17 protein-coding genes and 1 pseudogene are annotated in these 20,109 nt (G+C 71.6%); 10 read left to right on the plus strand and 8 right to left on the minus strand.

The window, feature by feature from the left end; genetic code table 11:
• Positions 1 to 2: 2 nt before the first annotated feature.
• The 3 genes and pseudogenes from ACSDQ9_RS10940 to ACSDQ9_RS10950 form a co-directional block, all read right to left on the minus strand.
• Positions 3 to 884, minus strand: a complete 882-nt coding sequence (locus ACSDQ9_RS10940) for a DMT family transporter (protein WP_435146929.1) — start codon at positions 882 to 884, stop codon at positions 3 to 5.
• Between the two features lie 219 nt (positions 885 to 1,103).
• Entirely contained in the window at positions 1,104 to 2,396 is a 1,293-nt protein-coding gene (locus tag ACSDQ9_RS10945) for a PASTA domain-containing protein (protein ID WP_435147196.1), read from the minus strand.
• Positions 2,370 to 3,299: pseudogene (locus ACSDQ9_RS10950) on the minus strand (protein kinase domain-containing protein); the annotation flags it as partial. The gene ACSDQ9_RS10945 and the pseudogene ACSDQ9_RS10950, both read right to left, overlap by 27 nt.
• A 170-nt stretch (positions 3,300 to 3,469) precedes the next feature.
• Here ACSDQ9_RS10950 and ACSDQ9_RS10955 point away from each other — a divergent pair.
• Both ACSDQ9_RS10955 and ACSDQ9_RS10960 read left to right on the plus strand, forming a co-directional pair.
• Complete coding sequence (locus ACSDQ9_RS10955) at positions 3,470 to 4,141, plus strand: thiamine phosphate synthase (protein WP_435146931.1); 672 nt, start codon at positions 3,470 to 3,472, stop codon at positions 4,139 to 4,141.
• Between the two features lie 118 nt (positions 4,142 to 4,259).
• A complete protein-coding gene (locus ACSDQ9_RS10960) occupies positions 4,260 to 4,523 on the plus strand; it encodes a hypothetical protein (RefSeq protein ID WP_435146933.1) in 264 nt (87 codons plus the stop codon).
• Here the strand turns inward: ACSDQ9_RS10960 and ACSDQ9_RS10965 are convergent.
• Positions 4,514 to 5,626 carry a polyprenyl synthetase family protein gene (locus tag ACSDQ9_RS10965; RefSeq protein ID WP_435146935.1) on the minus strand — a complete coding sequence of 371 codons (1,113 nt, stop codon included), beginning with the start codon at positions 5,624 to 5,626 and terminating at the stop codon, positions 4,514 to 4,516. The two genes, ACSDQ9_RS10960 and ACSDQ9_RS10965, sit on opposite strands and share 10 nt — an antisense overlap.
• Before the next feature lie 50 nt (positions 5,627 to 5,676).
• On the opposite strand from ACSDQ9_RS10965, the gene ACSDQ9_RS10970 reads away from it, so the two are divergent.
• Together ACSDQ9_RS10970 and ACSDQ9_RS10975 are read left to right on the plus strand one after the other, a co-directional pair.
• Positions 5,677 to 6,576: a methylenetetrahydrofolate reductase gene (locus ACSDQ9_RS10970; protein WP_435146937.1), complete on the plus strand. Its 900-nt coding sequence runs from the start codon at positions 5,677 to 5,679 to the stop codon at positions 6,574 to 6,576.
• 28 nt (positions 6,577 to 6,604) lie between these two features.
• Complete coding sequence (locus tag ACSDQ9_RS10975; RefSeq protein ID WP_435146939.1) at positions 6,605 to 7,168, plus strand: DUF1707 SHOCT-like domain-containing protein; 564 nt, start codon at positions 6,605 to 6,607, stop codon at positions 7,166 to 7,168.
• A gap of 110 nt (positions 7,169 to 7,278) precedes the next feature.
• On the opposite strand, the gene ACSDQ9_RS10980 is transcribed toward ACSDQ9_RS10975, so the two are convergent.
• From ACSDQ9_RS10980 to ACSDQ9_RS10995, 4 genes are read right to left on the minus strand one after another with little or no spacing between them, the layout of a single operon-like run.
• Positions 7,279 to 9,504, minus strand: coding sequence for a HelD family protein (locus tag ACSDQ9_RS10980; protein WP_435146940.1), 2,226 nt, complete (start codon positions 9,502 to 9,504; stop codon positions 7,279 to 7,281).
• A gap of 35 nt (positions 9,505 to 9,539) precedes the next feature.
• Positions 9,540 to 10,823, minus strand: a complete 1,284-nt coding sequence (locus ACSDQ9_RS10985; protein WP_435146942.1) for a hypothetical protein — start codon at positions 10,821 to 10,823, stop codon at positions 9,540 to 9,542.
• Positions 10,820 to 11,413 carry a DUF4126 domain-containing protein gene (locus ACSDQ9_RS10990; protein ID WP_435146944.1) on the minus strand — a complete coding sequence of 198 codons (594 nt, stop codon included), beginning with the start codon at positions 11,411 to 11,413 and terminating at the stop codon, positions 10,820 to 10,822. The genes ACSDQ9_RS10985 and ACSDQ9_RS10990 overlap by 4 nt, the downstream gene beginning before the upstream one ends.
• 28 nt (positions 11,414 to 11,441) lie before the next feature.
• Positions 11,442 to 12,494 (minus strand): DUF2891 family protein, encoded by a 1,053-nt coding sequence (locus tag ACSDQ9_RS10995; protein WP_435146946.1) that lies wholly within the window; start codon positions 12,492 to 12,494, stop codon positions 11,442 to 11,444.
• A gap of 185 nt (positions 12,495 to 12,679) precedes the next feature.
• Between ACSDQ9_RS10995 and ACSDQ9_RS11000 the strand changes: the two genes are divergently transcribed.
• The 6 genes from ACSDQ9_RS11000 to ACSDQ9_RS11025 all read left to right on the plus strand — a co-directional run bounded on the left by ACSDQ9_RS11000 (position 12,680) and on the right by ACSDQ9_RS11025 (position 20,071).
• Positions 12,680 to 13,462, plus strand: a complete 783-nt coding sequence (locus ACSDQ9_RS11000) for a LamB/YcsF family protein (RefSeq protein WP_435146948.1) — start codon at positions 12,680 to 12,682, stop codon at positions 13,460 to 13,462.
• A gap of 13 nt (positions 13,463 to 13,475) precedes the next feature.
• The gene (locus ACSDQ9_RS11005; protein WP_435146949.1) at positions 13,476 to 14,147 is read left to right on the plus strand and encodes a 5-oxoprolinase subunit B family protein; all 672 of its coding nucleotides are present in this window, start codon (positions 13,476 to 13,478) and stop codon (positions 14,145 to 14,147) included.
• A complete protein-coding gene (locus ACSDQ9_RS11010; protein ID WP_435146951.1) occupies positions 14,144 to 15,040 on the plus strand; it encodes a 5-oxoprolinase subunit C family protein in 897 nt (298 codons plus the stop codon). The genes ACSDQ9_RS11005 and ACSDQ9_RS11010 overlap by 4 nt, the downstream gene beginning before the upstream one ends.
• 258 nt (positions 15,041 to 15,298) lie before the next feature.
• On the plus strand, positions 15,299 to 15,742 hold the full coding sequence (locus tag ACSDQ9_RS11015; RefSeq protein WP_435146953.1) for a DUF6504 family protein: 444 nt from the start codon (positions 15,299 to 15,301) through the stop codon (positions 15,740 to 15,742).
• A 10-nt stretch (positions 15,743 to 15,752) separates the two neighbouring features.
• The gene (locus tag ACSDQ9_RS11020; RefSeq protein WP_435146955.1) at positions 15,753 to 16,187 is read left to right on the plus strand and encodes an SAV_6107 family HEPN domain-containing protein; all 435 of its coding nucleotides are present in this window, start codon (positions 15,753 to 15,755) and stop codon (positions 16,185 to 16,187) included.
• Positions 16,184 to 20,071: a DNA polymerase III subunit alpha gene (locus tag ACSDQ9_RS11025; RefSeq protein WP_435146957.1), complete on the plus strand. Its 3,888-nt coding sequence runs from the start codon at positions 16,184 to 16,186 to the stop codon at positions 20,069 to 20,071. Before ACSDQ9_RS11020 ends, ACSDQ9_RS11025 begins: the two co-directional genes overlap by 4 nt.
• Positions 20,072 to 20,109: the final 38 nt, after the last annotated feature.

A 20,109-nucleotide genomic window follows, 5' to 3' on the forward strand; every position in this document is an offset into this window, starting at 1 on the left:
CGTCACGCGATTGTTCCGACCTCCGTGCGGGCGGCGGTGACCCGACCACGGGAGCGAGTCGCTCGTCCGCGCCAACGGCCGACGGGGGCGATCACCAGAGCGATTGCCACCATGATCGCCGTGCCACCCAGCAGCAGGCGCAGGGTGACCGACTCGCCTCCCAGCCCGACGGCGAACAGGGCGCCCCACAGCGGCTCGGTGCCCATCACGACGGCGGCCTTGGTGGCCTCGACGTGGGCCTGGGCCCAGACCTGCAGGGCCAGCGGCAGGGCGCCACAGATGACGGCCAGGTAGGCGAGCTTCCACCACAGGGCGGCGGTTGAGGGCAGGCTGACGCCATCGGGCACGGCGACGAACGCGGTGGCGACCGCGATGGTGATCGTCTGCACCAGCGTGAGGCTCATGGCCGTGCGCGGGGTGACCACGCGGCCGATGGCCAGGATGTGCACGGCGTACAGGACGGCGCCCATCAGGGTGAGCAGCTCACCTTGTCCGATGCCGCTCCCCGCCGAACCCAGCGAGAGGGCGGCCAGGCCCAGGGTCGACATCGCGACCGCCGCCCAGACGTTGCTGGCGGGGCGCGCGCGGAACATCGCCCAGCCGAGCAGGGGAGTGGCGACGATGTAGAGGCCGGTGAGGAAGCCCGAGACGGAGGCGTCGATGTCGAGCAGCCCCCAGGTGCTGGCGAGTTGTCCGCTGACGAACAACAGCCCCAGGCCGATCCCCTGCAGCAGGGTGCGCCGCGACATCCGCAGGGCGCGCGGAACGATCAGCAGCAGGGCGAGGGCGGCGATGGCGAAACGGACGAAGACCAGATCGGTGGCGCCCATGACGGCCAGCAGGTCCTTCATCACCACCAGGGTGGAACCCCACAGAACCGCCATCGCGACAAGAGATGCGGGGGCAAGGCGGTTCACATGCAAGTTCTTCACGTGGCCTCAGCGTACAGGGAGTGAAATTTGTTCCCAAATCGGGACGCGACGCCATAATGTTGTGTTGGTCACACTCGCGGCCACGCGCGAGGTTCATCACGCTGGAGGTTGATCATGCCGGGGGTTGATCATGCTGGGGCTGGTGGGCGAGGGAGCAGCCGGTGCCGCGGGTCAGCTGATGTAGACGGTGACCGTCGACCCCTTGGGAATCAGCTTGCCGCTGCCGGGATCCTGACCCGCGACCACATTCAGTCTTAGCCAGTCCGGAGTGTTGTAGACCACCGAGACCTTGAACCCGGCTTGCGTCAGCAGCGCACGGGCGGCGGCCTCGTCCTTGCCGGTGACCCGGGGGACGCTGACGAGCACCGGCCCCTTCGAGACCACCAGGGCGATCTTGTCACCCTTCTTGCCCGTGCCCCGCGCGGGCGTCTGGGAGATGACCGCACCCTTGGCGACCGTGTCGGAGTTCTTCTCGGTGCTGGTGACCTCGAACCCGAGCTTGGTGAGCGAGTCCTTGGCCTCGACGGCCGGCTTGCCGACGAGACTCGGGATGGTGATCGGCTGCGGCCCCTTCGAGACGGTCAGGTCGATCGGCGTGTTCTTCTTCAGCGGTGCACCCTCGGACTGCGAGGCCTTGAGCACCTGCCCCGCGGGCACCGTCTCGTGCCAGGTCTGGGTCACGGTGCCGAGCGTGAGGCGGCCCTGCGTCAGGGCTTGCTTGGCCTCGTCGAGGGTCAGGCCGACGAGCTTGGGGGCGGGGTAACGTTCCGGCCCGGCCGAGACGAACAGGTGCAGTTGGGTGCCCTTCTTCACGCGCTCCCCGGCCACGGGCTCGCTCGAGATGACGTCACCCTTGGGCACGCTTTCGGAGAACACGGTGTCGGTGACCAGTGAGAAACCGGCCGAGTGGGCCTCGGCGGTGGCCTGCCCCTCGGAGAGGCTGACCAGCGCGGGGGCGGTGGTGTACGACCAGCGGGTCACGTAGAGATAGCTCGTCAGCACCAGCGACGCCACCAGCACCAGCACGAGCACGGCGGCCACCAGTCCACGCCGGCGGCGGTGCACCGGCTCCTGGGAGATGTGCGCGAACACGGGCGTGCGGGGACTGCGCGGGCTGCGGCTGGGCGTCAGGTGGGTGCGCGGACGAGCCGAGGTCCGGGCCGGGCGCGGCACCGAGAAGGAGTCGGAGTCCTGGTCGTCCTCGTCCAGATGGTTGGGCGAGGTGAGGTCGCGCCCGGTGAGGTCGAGGCGATAGTCGGAGCCGTGGCCGGGCGCACTGTGGTCGACCGGGCTCTGCGGCGTGGGGGCGGGCAGGCGGTGGGCCGACGTTGCCAGTGCCGGCAACGGCTCCGAGTGTGGGGAGGTGGGCCGGTGGCTCACTGGGCGCGGCGGCGCGGTTCGTCCGTCGGGATCGGGGACGGTGCGCTCGTCCCGGGTGGGGTCGGGCCGGGTCGAGGCGAGCATCCGCTCGGTGAGCGCGGGGTCGTCCATCACTCCCTTGCGCAGCGCGCGACGGGCGGTGCGGACGAGCGCCAGCAACTCCCGGGCGTCGCGCGGACGATCGGCGCTCTGTCGACGGGTGCAGGCGACCACCAGCGCATCGAGGTAGGGCGGGATGATCCGGGTGGACTCCGTGGCCTTGCCCAGCAGGGTGCTGGGGGCGGGGATGTCGTTGTGCACGTGGCTCCATGCGACCGCGATCGGGGTCTCGGCGACGTGCGGCTTCTGCCCCGTGAGCATCTCGAACAGCACGATGCCGGTGGAGTAGACGTCGCCGGAGGCGTCGGCGCGCGCCCGGGTCACCAACTCGGGGGGCATGTAGCTGACCGTGCCCATCAGCAGTCCCTGGGTGGCGGTCGCGGTCTGGGCCGTGACGGCGCGGGCGAGACCGAAGTCGGCGACCTTCACCTGACCACGGCTCGAGATCAGCACGTTCTCGGGCTTGACGTCGCGGTGCACCATGCGGGCGTCGTGAGCGCTGGCCAGGGCGTGCACCACCGACTCGATCAGGTCGAGGGCGCGCAGCGGCTCCATCGGCCCCTCGCGATTGAGCAGGTGCCGCAGCGTCGAGCCGTCGACGTACTCCATCACGATGTAGGGACGACCGTTGTCCTGGCCCTGGTCGAAGACGCTGACCACGTGGGGGTTGGTGAGGGTGGCGGCGGCGCGTGCCTCGCGGTCGAACTTCTTGGCGAAATCGGTGTCGCCACCCAGACCCTCGTGCATCACCTTGATGGCGACCGTGCGGGTGAGTCGGCGGTCCTGCCCCCGGTAGACCGTGGCCATGCCACCCCGCGCGAGGCGCGCGAGGATCTCGTAGCGCCCGTCGAGCACCTGCCCGACCAAGGGGTCGCTCACGCTGGTCATGGTCACCAATAGCTCCAAACACGGTCGGGGAAGGGAGGCCGTGCAAGCCTGCGGCCCATCGTAGACGACACCCGTGTGATTCGTCGGTGCGCACACGCGCGCGTGTCGGGGCGGCCGCCGGTGAAGCACGAAGGCGCCCGCGCGTCGCGGTCGCTGGTTAGTCTGAGCGGGTGACTGCCCTGATCTCCATGCGTGACAACCTCCGTTGGTCGAAGCTGCACCTGATCACCGACCTGGGCGCCGGCCGCGGTGTGAGCGGCGACGACCTGCCCCGGTTCCTCGGCGATCTGTTCGATGCTGGCGTCGACCTCGTGCAGCTGCGCGACCCCGCCCTGGGCGCCAACCGGGCGCTGGTCGAGAAGGTGCACGAGGTCGCCTTCGAGCGTCGCAAGTTGGTGGTCGTCGGACGAGACGCCGCGGCCGCCGCCGCCCAGCAGGCAGATCTGCTGCATCTGGGCGCCAGCGACGGCGATCTGGGGCAGGCCCGCCGTCGACTCCACGAGTTCGCCCTGGTGGGGCGCTCGGTGCACACGGTTGCCCAGTTGGAGCATGCCGCCCGGGAGGCCGACTACGCCTACGTCGGCCCGGTGTTCGCCGAGGACGGTCCGGTTCCGGGGCTCGAGCTGGTGCGGGCTGCCGCTGCCCGCGGCGACGAGCCCGTGTGGGCGGCCGTGGGGGGTATCACCCCGGCCAACCTCGAGCAGGTGCTCGACGCGGGTGCTCGCCGGGTGGCCGTGTCGGCGGCCGTTCTCACTGCGCAGGACCCGGTGGCCGCGGCGGGTGCCCTCGCCGATGCCATACGGGAGCGCGTCGGGTTGGGCGCGGACCTGCCCCAAGGCTGACACTCTCGCGCTGGCGCCCTCGCCCTGGACGCCCCGGGCCCGGGCGGGTGGGAGAGACGCGGGTGGAGGGCTCGACGGGTACAGTGGAGTGATCCCCGCAACCCCGTGACAGGTACCCGTGACCAATCTCTTCGAGATCTTCAATCCCAACGCCGCGCACTGGCGGCGTCAGCGCGACCTCGACAAGGTGGCGGTGGTGCCGAGCCGCAACGGCGCCCAGGGGCCCATGCGGATCGACCTCGACAAGGGCACCATCGTGTTGCCGGCGAAGAAGGCCACGGACGAGGTGGACGCATCACCCCAGAAGTCGTCGGACCAGAACCCGGCGGACGCGTCCCCGGCCGACGAGGCCACCGACGCCGCGGACGAGCCTCAGGACTGACGCCGCACACTCGCCTCGGCGAGCGCGGTCAGGGCCTGTCGTCCCTCGTCGGTCATCGGGGTGGACGACAGCGCGGCCATCGCCTTCTCGTAGGCGCCCGCGATCGCGCGCTCGGTGGCGGCCAGCGCCCCACTGCCCTCGATGATCGCGCGGGCGCGGTCGATGTCGTTCGCGGTCAGGCTGGCATCGCCGAGCATGGCGTCGAGTTCGGCACCGTCGGTGGGCGAGGCCAGCGCCAGCGCGTGCGCGACCAGCACCGTCCGCTTGCCCTCCCGCAGGTCATCGCCGGCCGGCTTGCCAGTGACCTCCTCGTCGCCGAAGACGCCCAGCACGTCATCGCGGTACTGGAAGGCGTGACCCAGCGGTGAGCCGAACTGGCCCAGTCCCTGCACCAGCTCCTGGCTGCCGCCGCCGAGTGCGGCACCGATCTGGCACGGACGCACCACCGTGTAGCGCGACGTCTTGAACTCCACCACCCGCTCGGCGAGGGCGACCTCCTGGGCGAGATCGGACGAGTTGCCGGGCTCTACTCCCAGCCTCGCCTGGGCCAGCACGTCGAGGTATTGGCCGGCGGTCACCTCGTGGCGCACGGCGTCGAGCAGCGGCTGGGACCGGGTGAGGGCATCGTGGGGCATGCCGGAGGAGGAGAAGAGTTCCGCCGACCACACCAGCAGCAGGTCGCCCAGCAGGATCGCCCCGGCTCGTCCGAAGGCCTCGGCGCTGCCGCGACCCGTGGCGGCCTGGTGTTCGGCCTCCAGTTGGCGGTGCGCCGAGGGCACGCCCCGGCGGGTGTCGGAGCCGTCCATCACGTCGTCATGCATCAGCGCCGACACGTGCAACAGGTCGACCGAGGCGCTGGCCCGCAGCAGGGGCTCGGGGTCGTCCGGTTGCCCACCGGCGGCGACGTGGCTCCAGTAGACGAAGGCGGGGCGCATCCGCTTGCCACCGGAGGTGAAGGTGGTGGCCAGCTCGCCCAGCCGCGACAGCGGTGCGGCGATCTGCACCAAGTCGGCCGAGCGGCGCTCGATGAACGTGGCGAGGGATTGGTGGATCGCCTCGCGGAAGTCGTCGCTGAGCGGGGTGCTGGGGTCGAAGGATGCCACCCACTGAGCCTAACCGGTGGCGTCGCGGCCGTCGCTCTAGGCTGGAAGGCGTGCCCACGCAGGATTCCCGACCGACAATTGCCGAGCGCCTGGCCTCCGCCGAGCGCCCCCTGTTCTCGTTCGAGTTCCGCCCGCCGCGGTCGGAGGAGGAGTTCGAGACCCTCTGGACCGCGATCGAGCGTCTGGAGCCGATGGATCCCGACTTCGTCTCGGTCACCTACGGCGCCAACGGGTCGCAGCGGGAGCGCACGCTACGCGCCAGCGAGCAGATCATGCAGCGCACCCAGCTCGAGACCATCGGCCACCTGACCTGTGCCGACCAGTCGGTCGACGAGCTGCGCCGGACAATCCGGGCCTACGCCGAGGTGGGGGTGACGCACATCCTGGCGATCCGGGGCGACATGCCCGGTGGGCCGACCGTGCCGTGGCAGCGCCACCCCGAGGGGTTGGACAACGCCACCGAGCTCGTCCGGCTGATCAAGTCGGAGGGTGATTTCTGCGTGGGGGTGGCGGCCTTCCCCACCCCGCACGCCGACAAGCGGGACCCCGATCTCGACGCCCGGCTGCTGGTCGACAAGTGGCAGGCGGGCGCGGAGTTCGCCATCACCCAGTTGTTCTTCGAACCCGACCAGTACTTCGACCTGGTCGACCGGGTGCGCGCGTTGGGCTGCCCGATCCCGATCATCCCCGGCATCATGCCGGTCGCCACGGTGAAGCAGGTGACCATCTTCGCCGAGTTGTCGGGCGCCCCGCTGCCCCAGCTGATGATCGACCGGCTCGAGGCCGTCGCCCACGACCCCGAGCAGGTGCGGGTCGTCGGGGCCAGGATCGCCTCGGAGTTGGCGGTCACGCTGCTGCGTGGGGGAGCACCGGGGCTGCAGTTCTTCACCCAGAACCGCTCCCGGGCGACCATGGAGATCTTCCAGCGGCTGCAGCAGCGCCACTGGTGATGGAACTGGCCGGGTCTAGCCTTGTCGGATGGATCTGAACACCCGCATCGGCCACGACCAGCGTGACGAGGCCGTGCGTCGACTGCAGGACCATCTGGCCGAGGGACGCCTGGAGATGGCCGAGTTCGAGGAGCGCATGGGGCGTGCTCTGACGGCCCGCACGATCGGCGAGCTGATCGACATCTTCGACGACCTGCCCGACGAGGACTGGATGATCTCCTCGGATGAGCCGTCGCGCGCGCTGGCAGTCGACGGCCCCACGGCCGACCGCCCCCCTGCTGGCCGACCCGCTGACGAGGCGGCAAACGGGGAGCTCGTCACCGTGCGGGTGGGTCCGCCCGGAAACCCGGTGACGTGGGCGCTCTGGTTGGTGCCCGCCGCGGTCGCCGCCTGTTGGGTCACCGGCATCGACCTGTGGCCGGCTATCGCCGTGGCCGTGCTGGTGGCCGTCATCACCCTGGCCGGGCGGGCCCGCAGCCGCCGTGACCAGGGGCGGTCCATCACCTACCGCAAGGGCGACCTCGACAGCGAGGTGCGGGCCTGCTGGCCGCGGGACGAAAGGGCGTGGCCGTCAAGCGGTACCGGGAGGTGACCGGCGTCCGGCTGAAGCAGGCCTACCGGGCCGTCGAACGGATCGAACGCAGCCTCCCCAGCCTTCCCAGCTGAACCCTCTTGAACCAGCTGAGCAGGCTGCGGCCCTGCTCAGGCCAGCGACCTCCGCCAGGCGGCGTCGGCGCTCAGGTCGAGCGTGACCAGCCGCTGGGTCGGGCGGGTCAGGGCCACGTAGAGCACCCGCACCCCGCCGGGCATCTCGGCGACGATGTCGTCGGGCGAGACCACCACCACGGCGTCGTACTCCAAACCCTTGGCCTGCAGGGGCGTGATCACCCGCACCCGATCGGGGTGGGTGTCGGCCAGCGCGGCCCGCACCCGTTCCAGCAGCGACGGCGGGGCGATCACGCCGATCGTCCCGGTCACCAGTCCCGCCTGCTGGTCGACCAGCCGGCGCAGGGCGTCGTCCACCTCGTCCGGGCTGGTGGTCTGCAGGTCGGGAGCGAACCCGGTGCGCCGCACGGCGTCGGGCAGGTCGGCGTCGGGCTGCACGGCCGTGATCACGCGGGCGGCGAGGTCGAAGACCTCGGCGGGTGAGCGGTAGTTGGTCGACAGCCGGAACTGGCGGTGCGGCGCGCGGCCGACGAGGTCGGTCATCGCCCGGGCGCTCTCCTCGGGCCGCGGGAACGAGCTCTGGGCGGGGTCGCCCACGATCGTCCAACTGGCCTGCGGGCCGCGGCGGCGCAGCATGCGCCACTGCATCGGGGTGATGTCCTGCGCCTCGTCGACGAGCACGTGGGCGAACGTCTCCTGGGGGTCCTCGTCGTCGTCGGCGTGGCCACGCTGCTCGGCCATCCGTTCCATGGTGGTGACGAGTTCCTCGACGTCGGCGCCGCCCTCGAAGACGACGGAGCGGTCGTCCTCGACCTCGATCGGCGGCAGGCCCACGATGGCGACGAGTTCGTCGAGCAGGGCGATGTCGGCGATCGTCCAGGCGCGTCGGCTCTCGGAGTCCGCGGCCAGGTGCGGCGCGAACGAGGCCAGCAGCAGCCGGCGCTCGTCCGCGGTGAGGGTGGTCGCGACCCGGTCGAGCGTGGACTCGTCACCCAGACGGGCGAGCAGGTCGCTGGGGTCGACGGCCGGCCACCAGGCGTACATGAACATGGTCCAGGCGGCCTGGGAGGTGACCGCGTCGTCGAACTCGTCGCGGGTCAGCTCGTCGTCGTTGGTGAACATGCCCCACAGGGTGCCCAGCGCCACCTTCTCGGCATTGTCGCGACCCTGGTTGAGGCGGTGGCCGGCGAGCACCTGCTTGCGCAGCCCCGCGACCCGCTCCGGACGAAGGGTCAGCACCTCACCCTTCACGCTCACACGCAGCGTCGGCTCGGTCTCACCCGGAGGCAGCTGCGCCAGCGCCTGCAGCACCGGGAGCATGCGGATCGACCCCTTCAACGTGGCGGTCTCGGCGTCGTCGTTCACGTCGGAGGTGAGGCCGAGCACGTCGGTGGCGAGGGCCCCGACGGCACGCAGGGTGACGGCATCCTCACCCAGCGACGGGAGCACGCGCTCGATGTAGTTCATGAAGACCCCACTGGGGCCGACCACCAGCACGCCGCCCTTCTCGAGGCGCTTGCGGTGGGTGTAGAGCAGGTAGGCGGCGCGGTGCAGGGCCACCACGGTCTTGCCGGTTCCGGGGCCTCCCGAGATGACGGTGAACCCCTGGTAGGGGGCGCGGATGGCCTCGTCCTGCTCGGCCTGGATGGTGGCGACGATGTCGCGCATGGCGTCGCCGCGGGCCCGCTTGAGCGCCGCCATCAGGGCGCCCTCGCCGACCACCACCAGGTCGGAGTCGGCGGACGAGTCGAGCAGGTCGTCCTCGACGCCGGTGACGGTGGCGCCCTGGCTGCGCAGCACGCGACGGCGGACGACGCCCAGCGGGTCGTTGGGGGTGGCCCGGTAGAACGGCTCGGCGGCCGGAGCGCGCCAGTCCATCACCAGCGGCTCGTACTCCTCGTCACGGACGCCGATGCGACCGACGTGCCGCACCTCGCCGTCGGTGAGGTCGAGTCGCCCGAAGACCAGCCCCTCGTGTTCGGCGTCGAGCGTGGCCAACCGGCGGGCGGACTGGTAGGCGAAGGCATCGCGCTCGAACATGGCGGTGCCGTACTCCTCGCGCATGTAGTCACCGCGGTCACTCTTGAAGGTCTCGCTCCCGGCGCGGGCGACCTGCTTGGCCGAGGCGGTGGCCAGGTCAAGGGCCCGGTAGACCCGGTCGACGTGTTCCTGTTCGGCGGCGATCTCGCGGCGAACGACGTCGGGATCGGGGGTGGTCGCGGACTGGCGGGGCCGGTCCTGACTTGCGGGTGATGAGTTCACGAACTTCCCTCACACGGTGAGACTGACGCTCCAGCCTACTCGCGTGGGTGGCTCACGTCGGTATTGGGGCCGTCAGCCGATCGCGGAACGGGGCGCAGCCGCGGTGGGGTGGGGGCGTTGCGGTTCGTCGGACGAATGTCCTCGCCGGTCAGGTGCTCGTGCACCTCGTAGGCGATCAGCGCTCCGGTCAGCAGCTGGGCCCACGACTCATTTCCGGCGTGGCTGGCGGCGCTGCCCCTCCAGTGGTTCTCGTCGACGCGCAGGGGTGGGCGGTCGCGCCAGTGCCGGAAGGTGTCGATGGTCCAGCCGCCGGTGGGGGCGGGCGGATTCATGGGGGAGTCCCAGGTGGACGTGACCGCACGTCCTTGCCAGCGCCACGTGACCACCGGCCCGGACTCATCCATGTGATCGACACACTCCGACACCACTCCCATCGGAAGGTCATTGTCGTCGTCTCGTGACTCGAAGACAGGGGCCCACACCCGTGGTGCGGGGCCCCACGGCCACCGGGGACGTGGCGGGACAGGAAGCGTCGCATCGACCTCGGCCCGTGCCATCGCTGCGCGGGCCGGAAGGCCACGGTTGTGGACGCCGAGGGTCCCGGCCCGAGCGACCAGAAGGTCGACGAGGCGACTCAAGGGTTGCACGTGGCGGGTGTCGGTGTCGATCAGATGCCACCGCCCGAAGATGCGTTCGACGGACCAGCGGGAGGAGAGCAACGCCGGGGCACGGCTGTCGCCGGTGACTTCAGAGTGCTCGGCACCCGCGCGTATGGCCATGCTGTTCCAGAGCATCACCAGCCTGGGATCCCTCAGCTCGGTCGCCAACTCGCCCATGGTCGTGCGCGGAAGGAGATCGCGAAGGTCGGCATTCGGGTCGAACGGTCGCTCTGTTCCGTGGCGTCTCAGCCCTTGCCACAGGGTGTCGGCGCGATCCAGCAGTCGCGCCCACGACTGGGCCTGGGAACGACCGACCAACGGTTCGAGCGCGCGAATCTGCGCGCCCCGGTCGGTGGGCAGGACCACCTCAGTGCCATCGAAGAAGCGATGCGTCGGTGGCGGGGCCTCGACCAGTTCGAGGTGCGCGGCGTTGAGCACGCCAGCCATGGGTTGGCCGGTCTTGGTGAACAGGTCGCGCCAGGCGGCGGGGAGGGTGGTGATCGGTGGTTCGGCGCCGGGAGCGGGTTGCCCGGGGGTGTCGACGAGTTCGACGACATGCCCCCAGCGGGCCAGCCGGGCGGCGACCGAGAGCCCGACCAGGCTCGTCCCGTGCACCCTGACGTCGGGCTGGGCGGGGCTCCTGGTGGTGATGCTGCTCATGTGGTGCGAGGCTCGCGCCCGAGCCAGCGTCGGATCGCCCGGTAGCCCTTCTTCACCCGCGAGAACGCGAACCACACGATGATCGCCGTCGCCAGCAGCAGCACCCCCGCGATGCCGGCGGCGACCAGCGGGAAGCTGGCGGCCAGCGCGGCCACCCCCACCACACTGACGTCGCCCGCGGTGGACGCGGCCACATTGGTGACCGGCTCGGGCGAGGTGTTGATCGCCAGTCTCAGTCCCGACTTGGTGACGTGGCTGAGCAGCGCCGACACCCCGCCGACGGCGGCCAGGGCGATGGTGAGCAGGCTGCCCGACTGTCCGGCGATCAGGGCACCGATCACCGCGCCGGCGATGGGACGAATGAACGTCGAGATGGTGTCCCACGCCGAGTCGAGGTAGGGAATCTTGTCGGCCACGAGCTCGAGCACGGCGAGCACCGCCATCACGATCAGCACGTCGGTGCGTTGGAACCCGGCGGGCACGCTCGGCTCGTGGGCGAAGCGGCCCATCAGGCCCAGCACCAGCACCGTGGCATAGGCGTTGATGCCGCTCGCCCAGCCCGAGGCAAAGGTCATCGGGAGCAGTTCCATGGGCTCACAGTAGGGCCGCGGTCACCGCTCACCCGGGATTGGGCTCCATCAGGGTGGCGAGCAGGGCGAAGCTGACCAGCCAGTGGGTGCTCATGAAATGCCCGTGGGTGATGGCCTGCGTCGCCGAGGCCACCTGGGTGTCGGACGAGGCCAACGCCGCCTCCCGCCGCGGCCCCTCGAGGTGGGGAGCGAGGGCGCGCAGTTGGGCGGCCCGGCTGAGGGCCAACCCGTGCAGGTGCACGGCCTGACCGTCGGTCTCGTCCAACACCACGGGGGTCTCGAGCAGCCGGTCGCCAGGTTCCGCGAGCACGGGGAGGAAGGTGTTCAGCCAGCCGCCGAACTCGCCCGACGGCAGCACGCGGCGCATCAGGTCGGCCTCGCAGAGGGCGGGAGACAGGAAGTCGGCGCCGCTGGGTTCCCACTGGCTGGGGTAGTCGAGGTCGTTGAGGAAGAAGCGGTGCGCGGCCTCGTCGATGGCCCGCACGGCGTCGTCGACCCCGAGGGCCTCGTAGGCGTCGCGGGCCAGGGTGAGCCCGAAGGCGGTGTTGGAGTGCACCCCGTGGCGGATCGGGTGGGCCAGCTTGGGGAGCCACGCGATCAGGTGGTCGGCCACCTGGTCGGCGACCGGCTGCAGGGAGGTGGCCCATCCGCGGGCGTTCGTGCGGAGGGGGTGGGTGGTGTCGGCGGCCAGCGCCGTGGCGGCGGCGGTGAGGGCCGCGACCCAGCCCCATCCGTAGGGACGTTCGTAGCCCGGGTTGGCGGCCAGGTAGTCCGTCTCGACGCGTCCGTTGGCCTCGGTGAGGCGCTGGTCGAGTTCGGCCACGAGGGCGGCTCGCGTGTCGTCCGCGATCGAGGAGGAGGCGTGGTGAAGCAGGGTGATGGCCGACCACTGCATGTGCGCCGAGGAGTGCCAGTCGAGGCTGGCGTGGAACATCGGGTGCAGGCGGGTGGGGGTGACGTCGCAGTCGTCGGCGGAGCGGCTGGCGTGGGCGGCGGCGTAGGGCCACGGGGTGCGGAGCACGTCGACGATGGTGTCGGCCCAGGCGTCGGCGTGCGGGGTGAGCAGAGTGGCAAGCGACATGAGGTCGAGCGTAGTTGGCGGGGCGCGGGTGGGTGCGCGGGGGTGCGCGGGGTGAGGGTCGGCGAGGCGGGTCTCTGGGGAACACCGCTCCGAAATGGCGTCCCGGAACTGCCTGTCCGGCCGCGTCCCACGGCGAGGGCGCCCACTGAGGGAGCATCGGGGGCCGGAGCTTGCGAGAATGAGGCATGCGCATCGACCTGAACGCCGACCTCGGGGAGTCCTTCGGCTCGTGGACGATGGGCGATGACCAGGCCCTGCTCGACGTGGTCACCTCGGCGAATGTCGCCTGCGGGTTCCACGCCGGCGACCCCAGCGTGGCGCTGGCGACCCTGCGAGCCGCGGCCGAGCGAGGGGTGGTCGTGGGGGCCCACGTCGCCTATCGCGACCTCGCCGGGTTCGGCCGCCGGTTCATCGATGTGGCCCCGGACGACCTGCGGGCCGACGTGCTCTACCAACTGTCGGCGCTGGCCGGGATGGCGCGGGTGGCTGGCGCGAGGCTGGCCTACGTGAAACCGCACGGGGCGCTCTACAACGCGATCGTCACCCATCGCGGTCAGGCCGAGGCGGTGGTCGGGGCGATCGCCGACTTCGACCGATCACTGACCCTGCTGGGGCTGCCCGGGGTGGCCCTCGAGCTGGCCGAGCGCGCCGGGCTGACCACCGCGGTCGAGGCATTCGCCGATCGTGGCTATCGGTCCGAGGGCACCTTGGTGCCCCGCCGCGAACCCGGGGCGCTGCTGCATGACCCGGACGAGGTGGCCGCCCGCATGGTGCGGCTGACCACCGAGGGTGAGCTGACGGCCGTCGACGGATCGACGGTGGCCGTACGGGCCGACTCGATCTGCGTGCACGGCGACAGTCCCGGTGCCGTGGCGATGGCGACCGCAGTGCGGGCGGCGCTGGCCAGCGCGGGGGTCGAGCTCGCCCCGTTCGTCCACCCGCTCGACCACCCAGTCGCCGACGCGTGAGCGGCTGGCTGCCATGAAGGTCGACCTTCGTCGGTTGGGGCTCACGGGGCTGCTGGTCGACTGCGGATCGGCCCCGGCCCGGCGGGCGTTCGCGGCGGCCCTCGACGCCCGGATCGACGAGTTCCCGGGGGTGCTCGAGGTGGTTCCGGCCGCGTGCACCGTGGCCGTGCTGGTCGACTCCGAGCAGCGGATCGCCCCGCTGCGGGACTGGCTGGTCGAGCTCGCCCGCGAGGCCGAGCCGGCCCACGAGGGAGAGGGGGAGCAGTATCCGCCCGCGTCCCGCGGCAGGGGCGTCGACCTGGTCGTGCCCGTGACCTACGACGGGGTCGATCTCGCCGCGGTGGGCGACCTGCTCGACCTCACCCCCGCCGAGGTGGTGGCCTGGCACACGGGCCAGGTCTGGACCTGTGACGTCACCGGTTTCATGCCCGGCTTCGGTTACCTCACCGGCGAGCACCCCCGCGAGGTGCCGCGGCTGGCCAGCCCTCGTCCGCGCATTCCTGCCGGCTCGGTCGCGCTGGCCGGGGTCTGGACCGGCATCTATCCCGGGGAGTCGCCGGGAGGCTGGCAGCTGATCGGACGCACCGATCTGGCGATGTTCGACCCCACGCGCTCCCGGCCGGCCCTGCTGGCGCCGGGCACCCGCCTGCGCTTCGAGTCGGTGGGACGAGGGGCGGGCGGATGAACCGGCCCCAGAACGCGGTGCTGCGGGTCGTCGACCCCGGCCCGCTGACCCTGCTCGAAGATCTCGGACGAGTCACCGGTGCCGCCATCGGCCTGCCTCGCGGTGGCGCCGTCGACCGCGCCGGCCTGCGCCTGGCCAACCGGCTGGTGGGCAACCCCGAGCACGCCGCTGGGTTGGAGGTGCTGTGGGGTGGGCTGGTGGTCGAGGCCTTGGCCGACACGGTGATCAGCGTCTGCGGCGCCCCCGTGTCCGTGACGATCGACGGACGAGCCGAGCGCAGCCACACCGCCGTCCCGGTGAGGGCCGGGGCCGTCATTGCGCTGGGCCGTTGCGTGCTGGGCCGTTGCGTGGTGCGCGGAGTGAGGCCCCTCGTCGCGGTGGCCGGTGGTCTGGCGGGTGAGTCCCTGCTGGGGTCGGTGTCGGCCTCGCCGGCCGCCGGCCTCGGCAGGGCGCCCCTGGTGGCCGGTGACCTGCTGATGAGTGCCGGCCTGCCCACGACCCCGTGGATCACCACCGACCTGGGTCTGACCGTCGGCCACGACCCGCACCGCCCCTTGCGGGTGATCGGTGGCCCCCGCGACGACTGGCTCACCGACACCGCCCGGGGGCTGTTCGCCACCACCGGCTGGCGGGTGGGCCCGCAGTGCGATCGGGTGGGGATCAGGCTCGAGGGCCCACCCCTGGCCTGGTCCCACCCCGGGCGCGAGTTGCCCAGTGAGGCCGTGGTTCCCGGGGCGGTGCAGGTGCCTCCCGAGGGTCGTCCGTTGGTCTTTCTGGCCGACCATCCCACCACCGGCGGCTACCCGGTGGTCGGGGTCGTCCACCCCGACGATCTCGACGCGTTGGGGCAGGCCGGCCCCGGCGACGAGGTGCGTTTCCGCTGGTGGCGGTGACCTCGGCGGGATCGGCACCGATCGAGGTCGGGAGCCGTTCGCGGGAGGGCTTGACGTTGTGTCGGAGGGTGCTCCTATAGTGGTACCTGTTCGAACACCTGTTCGATTGCGAGAGGTCACCCACTGCTCGCCATCGCCGATCGGGAACTTGGGGAAGGGCCCGCTCGGTTCGACAGGTCGGACGAACACTGGGACCGCTCCGGCGTGGTCGGCTTCGACCCCCGGCCACGTCGGGGCTCCCTTCACGGGTCGAGTGTCATGCCGGTTTCGGCGAGGTCAGGCTCGGGGAAGGAGCCCAAGGTGCGCAGGCGTGGGGATGCGATCGAGGTCAGGCTCGGCAGGATGGACGATCCCGCCCAGTTCCTGTGGCGGGACCAGCTGTGGCGGGTGCTGGCGATCGAGAGTCGGTGGATCGAGTCCGGGGAGTGGTGGACGTCGGCCCAGGTGCGCGCCGCCCGCGGCGACGAGGACTGGCAGCACGGCCCCCTCGGTGGGGCGGCCGGAACCGCCACCCTGAGCCGCGAGGTCACCACGCCCGCTCCTCGTCCCTCGACCGGCGGTGCGGACGACGCCGACCTGCTGCGGGAGTGCGAGGTCTGGCGCGTCGAGGCGGCCAACGGCATGGCCGGCAGTCGCGGTGTCTACGAACTGGCCCACACCTTCCACGACGGCGCCTGGCACCTGCGCGCCGTGATCGACTGAGGGGCGGGCGATGTCGAGTCATCCCAGCAGCAGCCCGACCGTCGCGCGAGTGGCCGACCGTCATCGGGTCGACCTGGCCCACCTGCAGGGGCTGGTCGTCACGGCCGACCTGACCCCCGACGCGGCCGACCGCTACCTGGCGGCCCACCATGCCCTGCGCGAGACCGCCGCGCTGGCGCTGGCGGCGCGCAGTGTCCACACCCCGGTCAGTCATGCCCGGCACCTGTGGACCGGACTCGCCCACCTCGCCCCCGAACTGGCCGAGTGGGCGGGCTACCTGGCGGCCATCCAGCCCCGCCACGACGCGACCGTTCGCGGTGAACTGCCGATTGGCGACCGCGAGGCCGACGATCTGGTGCGCGACGCCCAGACCTTCCTCGAGGCGGTGGGGCGGTTGCGGATCGACGCCCGCCCGCCGGTCGCGGGCGGGGGGAGCCGACGATGAGCGATCCCTTCGTGCACCTGCGGGTGGCCTCCGGTTACTCCTTCCAGCACGGTGCCTCCCATCCCTCCGCGCTGGTGGCGAAGGCGGCCGAGCACGGCCAGTCGATGCTGGCCCTCACCGATCGCGACGGTCTCTACGGGGCCATCCGGTTCGCCAAGGCCTGCCTGCAGCACGGGGTCTCGCCCGTGCTGGGGGTCGACCTGGCGGTGCCCGAACCGACCCGGCTCGGTGCGGCCGGCGCGCCCCGCCGCACCGCGGCCCGGGGCGGCGAGATCCGTGACCAGCGGCATCCGCGGGTGGTGGCCATGGCCTCGTCCAAGCGGGGGTGGGCGAGCCTGTGCAGGCTGGTCTCGGCCACCCATCTGGCGGGTGAGCGCGGACGGCCCGAGAGTTCCCTGGACCAGCTCGAGCGGCACCTCGACGACGTGGTGGTCACCCTGGGCAGCGACTCCGCCTTCGGGCTGCGCGTGGCCGCACGCGACCGTCGCGGTGCCGAGACCGAACTGCGCCGCTGGACCGATCGGCTGGGAGCCGAGCGGGTGGTCGTGGCCGCCACCAACCATCAGGTGGCCGGCACCGGGGTCAACTCCGCCGCCCAGGCCGGGGGCATGGTGGCGCTGGCCGACCGGTTCGGGCTGCCGGCCGTGCTCACCAACCAGGTGCGCATGGCCGAACGCCACCAGGCCGCCACCATCGACGTGCTCGACGCGGCCCGCCGACTGGTGCCGCTCGACCTGCGCAACATCGACCGCCGCAATGCCGAGGGCTTCCTGAAATCGGGCAAGGCGATGGTCGAGATCGCCGAGCAGGTCGCCGACCTGGCCGGACGAGGCACGGGTGGCGCCGAGCGGCTGCTGCAGGACACCCGCACCCTGGGGCTGCGCTGCCAGCTCGACCCGCGCGCCGACTTGGGACTGGGCGACATCCACCTGCCCGAGTTCGGGGTGCTGGGCACCACGGCCGCCGAGGTGATGGGCGTCCTGAAGCGGCGATGCGAGGCGGGGGTCGGGGCGCGGTACGGGTCGTCGCCCGAGGTGCTCGCTCGGGTCGAGCGACGCCTCGACGAGGAACTGGCCGTGATCGAACACCTCGGGTTCGCGTCGTACTTCCTCACCGTGGCCGACGTGGTCGACCTGGTGCGCGACCTGGGCATTCGCTGCGCGGCGCGCGGTTCGGGGGCCGGCAGCATGGTCAACCACCTGCTCGGCATCTCGGGGGTCGACCCGATCGCCAACGGGCTGATCATGGAACGCTTCCTGTCGCCGCTGCGCAAGGCGCTGCCCGACATCGACCTCGACGTCGAGTCGGCCCGGCGCACCGAGGTCTACGAGAAGATCCTCGACGTCTTCGGCGGTGAACGGGTGGCCTGCGTGGCCATGCTCGAGACCTACCGGGTCAGGCATGCGGTGCGCGATGTCGGCGCCGCCCTGAGCCTGCCGCCGATGGAGGTCGACGCCATCGCCAAGGCCTTCCCGCACATTCGCGCCCGCGACGCCCGCGCCGCCCTGCGCGACCTGCCCGAACTGCGGGCCGCCGGGCTGGCCGAGCGCCGCCTCGACGTGCTCTTCGACCTGGTCGAATCGCTCGACGGGCTGCCGCGCCACGTCGCCCTGCACCCCTGTGGGGTGCTGCTGTCTGACGCCACGCTGGGCGACCGCACCCCGGTCGAGGCCAGTTTCGGCGGGTTCCCGATGAGCCAGTTCGACAAGGACGACGTGGAGGACATCGGGTTGCTCAAGCTCGACGTGCTCGGCATCCGCATGCAGTCGTCGATGGCCCACTGTCTCGACGAGCTGGAGCGCACGGGGCACCCTCGTCCCGACATCGACGCCCTGGCACCCTTCGACGACCCCGACACCTACGACCTGATCGCCCATGCCCAGACGCTGGGCTGCTTCCAGATCGAGTCACCCGGGCAACGGGAACTGATCGGCAAGTTCGGCCCCACCACCTTCACCGATGTGGTGATCGACATCTCGCTGTTCCGCCCGGGGCCGGTGAAGTCCGACATGGTGGTGCCCTTCCTGAACGCCCGGCAGGGCTGGAAGGAACCGGTGTACCTGCACCCCGACCTGGTGCCGGTGCTCGAGGAGACCGGTGGCGTGGTGGTCTTCCACGAGCAGATCATCAAGATCGTCGCCGTGATGACCGGGTGCTCGCTCGCCCAGGCCGACGAGGTGCGCCGGGCGCTGGGCGACGAGGCGGGCCAGTTGGACGTGCGCGACTGGTTCATCCCGACCGCGCTCGACCGCGGCTACTCCGAGCCGGTGGTCGAGAAGGCGTGGACCGTGCTGGCGGCGTTCGCGTCGTTCGGGTTCTGCAAGGCCCACGCGGCCGCCTTCGCGCTGCCCACCTATCAGTCGGCCTGGTTGAAGCGGCACCACCCGGCGCACTTCATCGCCGGCGTGCTCACCCACGACCCGGGCATGTATCCCAAGCGGCTGATCCTCGAGGAGGCCCGCCGCATGCAGGTGCCGGTGCTGGGGCTCGACGTGAACGCCTCGTCCGACGTCTACCGGGTCGAGTGCCTGCACCGCCTCGACGACTGGTCCGACGAGCAGGAGCAGCAGGGTCTCGAGCCGGGCAGCGACCCGGCCACCGGGGTGCGTCCGCTCGACCCGCAGGGGCTTCCGCAGGATCCCGGCCACGGCATCCGGATGGCCCTGAGCGAGGTGAAGGGGATCAGCGCCATGGAGGTCGCCCGCATCGTCGCCGGCCAGCCCTACCACTCGCTCACCGACTTCTGGAACCGCGCGCAGGTCGAGGCTCCCGTCGTCGAACGGCTGGTGCTGGCCGGTGCCTTCGACCGGCTCTACGACATCGGACGAGCGGCCGCCGTGCACCGTCGCGGGCTGCTCACCCGCCGCGACCTGGTGTTGGCGGTGGCCGACCTGCGTCGGCTGCAGGTGGTGGAGGCGCGCACGGCCTCGCGGGCCAAGGGGTTGCGGCGCAGCGCTGTTGCGGCGGCGACCGGCGACGACCCCCGCGACCTCGCCCGCCGCCAGGCCAAGGGTGAGGTGGTGAACGCGCGGCGCACCGAGGCCTTCGCGGGGGTGCAGTTGGCCCTCGACTTCTCCGATCCGGGGGTCGAGGACGAACCGGACGCAGCCGGGCACCCCCCGTCGCGCCCTGTCGCGGTGGGGCCCGGGGACGTCACCCCCACGGGGCTGCCCGAACTGGACGACCGCCAGCGCCTCGAACTGGAACTCGAGATCCTCGGCATGGATGCCAGCCAGCACGTGATGGCCTTCTACCGCGCCTTCCTGCAGCGGCTGGGCACCACCCGCTCGCCCGACCTGTTGGGGCAGCGCTCCCAGGCCGACCTGCTGGTCGCCGGGGTGAAGGTCGCCACCCAGACCCCGCCGGTGCGCAGCGGTCGCCGGGTGGTCTTCCTCACCCTGGACGACGGCTCCGGCCCGGTGGACGCCACCTTCTTCGAGGACGCCCAGGGGCCGTACGCGGCGACGGTGTTCTCGAGTTGGCTGCTGGTGGTGCGCGGGGAACTGCGCCGCACCGGCCCGCGCGGGGTGTCGCTGCGGGCGACGGGGGCGTGGGACCTGCAGGCCCTGTATGCCACCTACCGTGACCACCTGGTCGCGCACGGCGACGTCGATGCCGCCATGCAGGCGGTGGTCGACGAGATCAACACCCGACCGGCCGATCTGGTGGCGCCGGCGCCGCGTGCCGACCGGATGACGGATGCTCGTCCGGCCGCCGATGCGCAGACCCACGGACGAGGGGGCGGCATGGGTCCGAGGCGGGTGCTGGTGCACGCCAGCGGGTTCAAGCAGTCGCCCTACGCCGACGTGCAGCCGGCCGGCACCCCGGCCGCGCAGGCACCGCGCAAGCTGTGGCACTCCAGCCCGGGGAGTTCGGGATGGTGACCGGCCACCCACCATCCTCGGTGCCGCCGGCGCCAGAA

The sequence above is a fragment of the Aestuariimicrobium soli genome, assembly GCF_051192575.1.
GTDB lineage: Bacteria > Actinomycetota > Actinomycetes > Propionibacteriales > Propionibacteriaceae > Aestuariimicrobium > Aestuariimicrobium soli.

What these genes read in the sequence shown, in the direction of transcription:
- ACSDQ9_RS10940 (WP_435146929.1), bottom strand. Translation starts at nt 884, where the DNA reads ATGGCGGTTCTGTGGGGTTCCACCCTGGTGGTGATGAAGGACCTGCTG.
- ACSDQ9_RS10945 (WP_435147196.1), bottom strand. Translation starts at nt 2,396, where the DNA reads ATGCTCGCCTCGACCCGGCCCGACCCCACCCGGGACGAGCGCACCGTC.
- ACSDQ9_RS10975 (WP_435146939.1), top strand. Translation starts at nt 6,605, where the DNA reads ATGGATCTGAACACCCGCATCGGCCACGACCAGCGTGACGAGGCCGTG.
- ACSDQ9_RS10985 (WP_435146942.1), bottom strand. Translation starts at nt 10,823, where the DNA reads ATGAGCAGCATCACCACCAGGAGCCCCGCCCAGCCCGACGTCAGGGTG.
- ACSDQ9_RS10990 (WP_435146944.1), bottom strand. Translation starts at nt 11,413, where the DNA reads ATGGAACTGCTCCCGATGACCTTTGCCTCGGGCTGGGCGAGCGGCATC.
- ACSDQ9_RS10995 (WP_435146946.1), bottom strand. Translation starts at nt 12,494, where the DNA reads ATGTCGCTTGCCACTCTGCTCACCCCGCACGCCGACGCCTGGGCCGAC.
- ACSDQ9_RS11000 (WP_435146948.1), top strand. Translation starts at nt 12,680, where the DNA reads ATGCGCATCGACCTGAACGCCGACCTCGGGGAGTCCTTCGGCTCGTGG.
- ACSDQ9_RS11005 (WP_435146949.1), top strand. Translation starts at nt 13,476, where the DNA reads ATGAAGGTCGACCTTCGTCGGTTGGGGCTCACGGGGCTGCTGGTCGAC.
- ACSDQ9_RS11010 (WP_435146951.1), top strand. Translation starts at nt 14,144, where the DNA reads ATGAACCGGCCCCAGAACGCGGTGCTGCGGGTCGTCGACCCCGGCCCG.
- ACSDQ9_RS11015 (WP_435146953.1), top strand. Translation starts at nt 15,299, where the DNA reads ATGCCGGTTTCGGCGAGGTCAGGCTCGGGGAAGGAGCCCAAGGTGCGC.
- ACSDQ9_RS11020 (WP_435146955.1), top strand. Translation starts at nt 15,753, where the DNA reads ATGTCGAGTCATCCCAGCAGCAGCCCGACCGTCGCGCGAGTGGCCGAC.
- ACSDQ9_RS11025 (WP_435146957.1), top strand. Translation starts at nt 16,184, where the DNA reads ATGAGCGATCCCTTCGTGCACCTGCGGGTGGCCTCCGGTTACTCCTTC.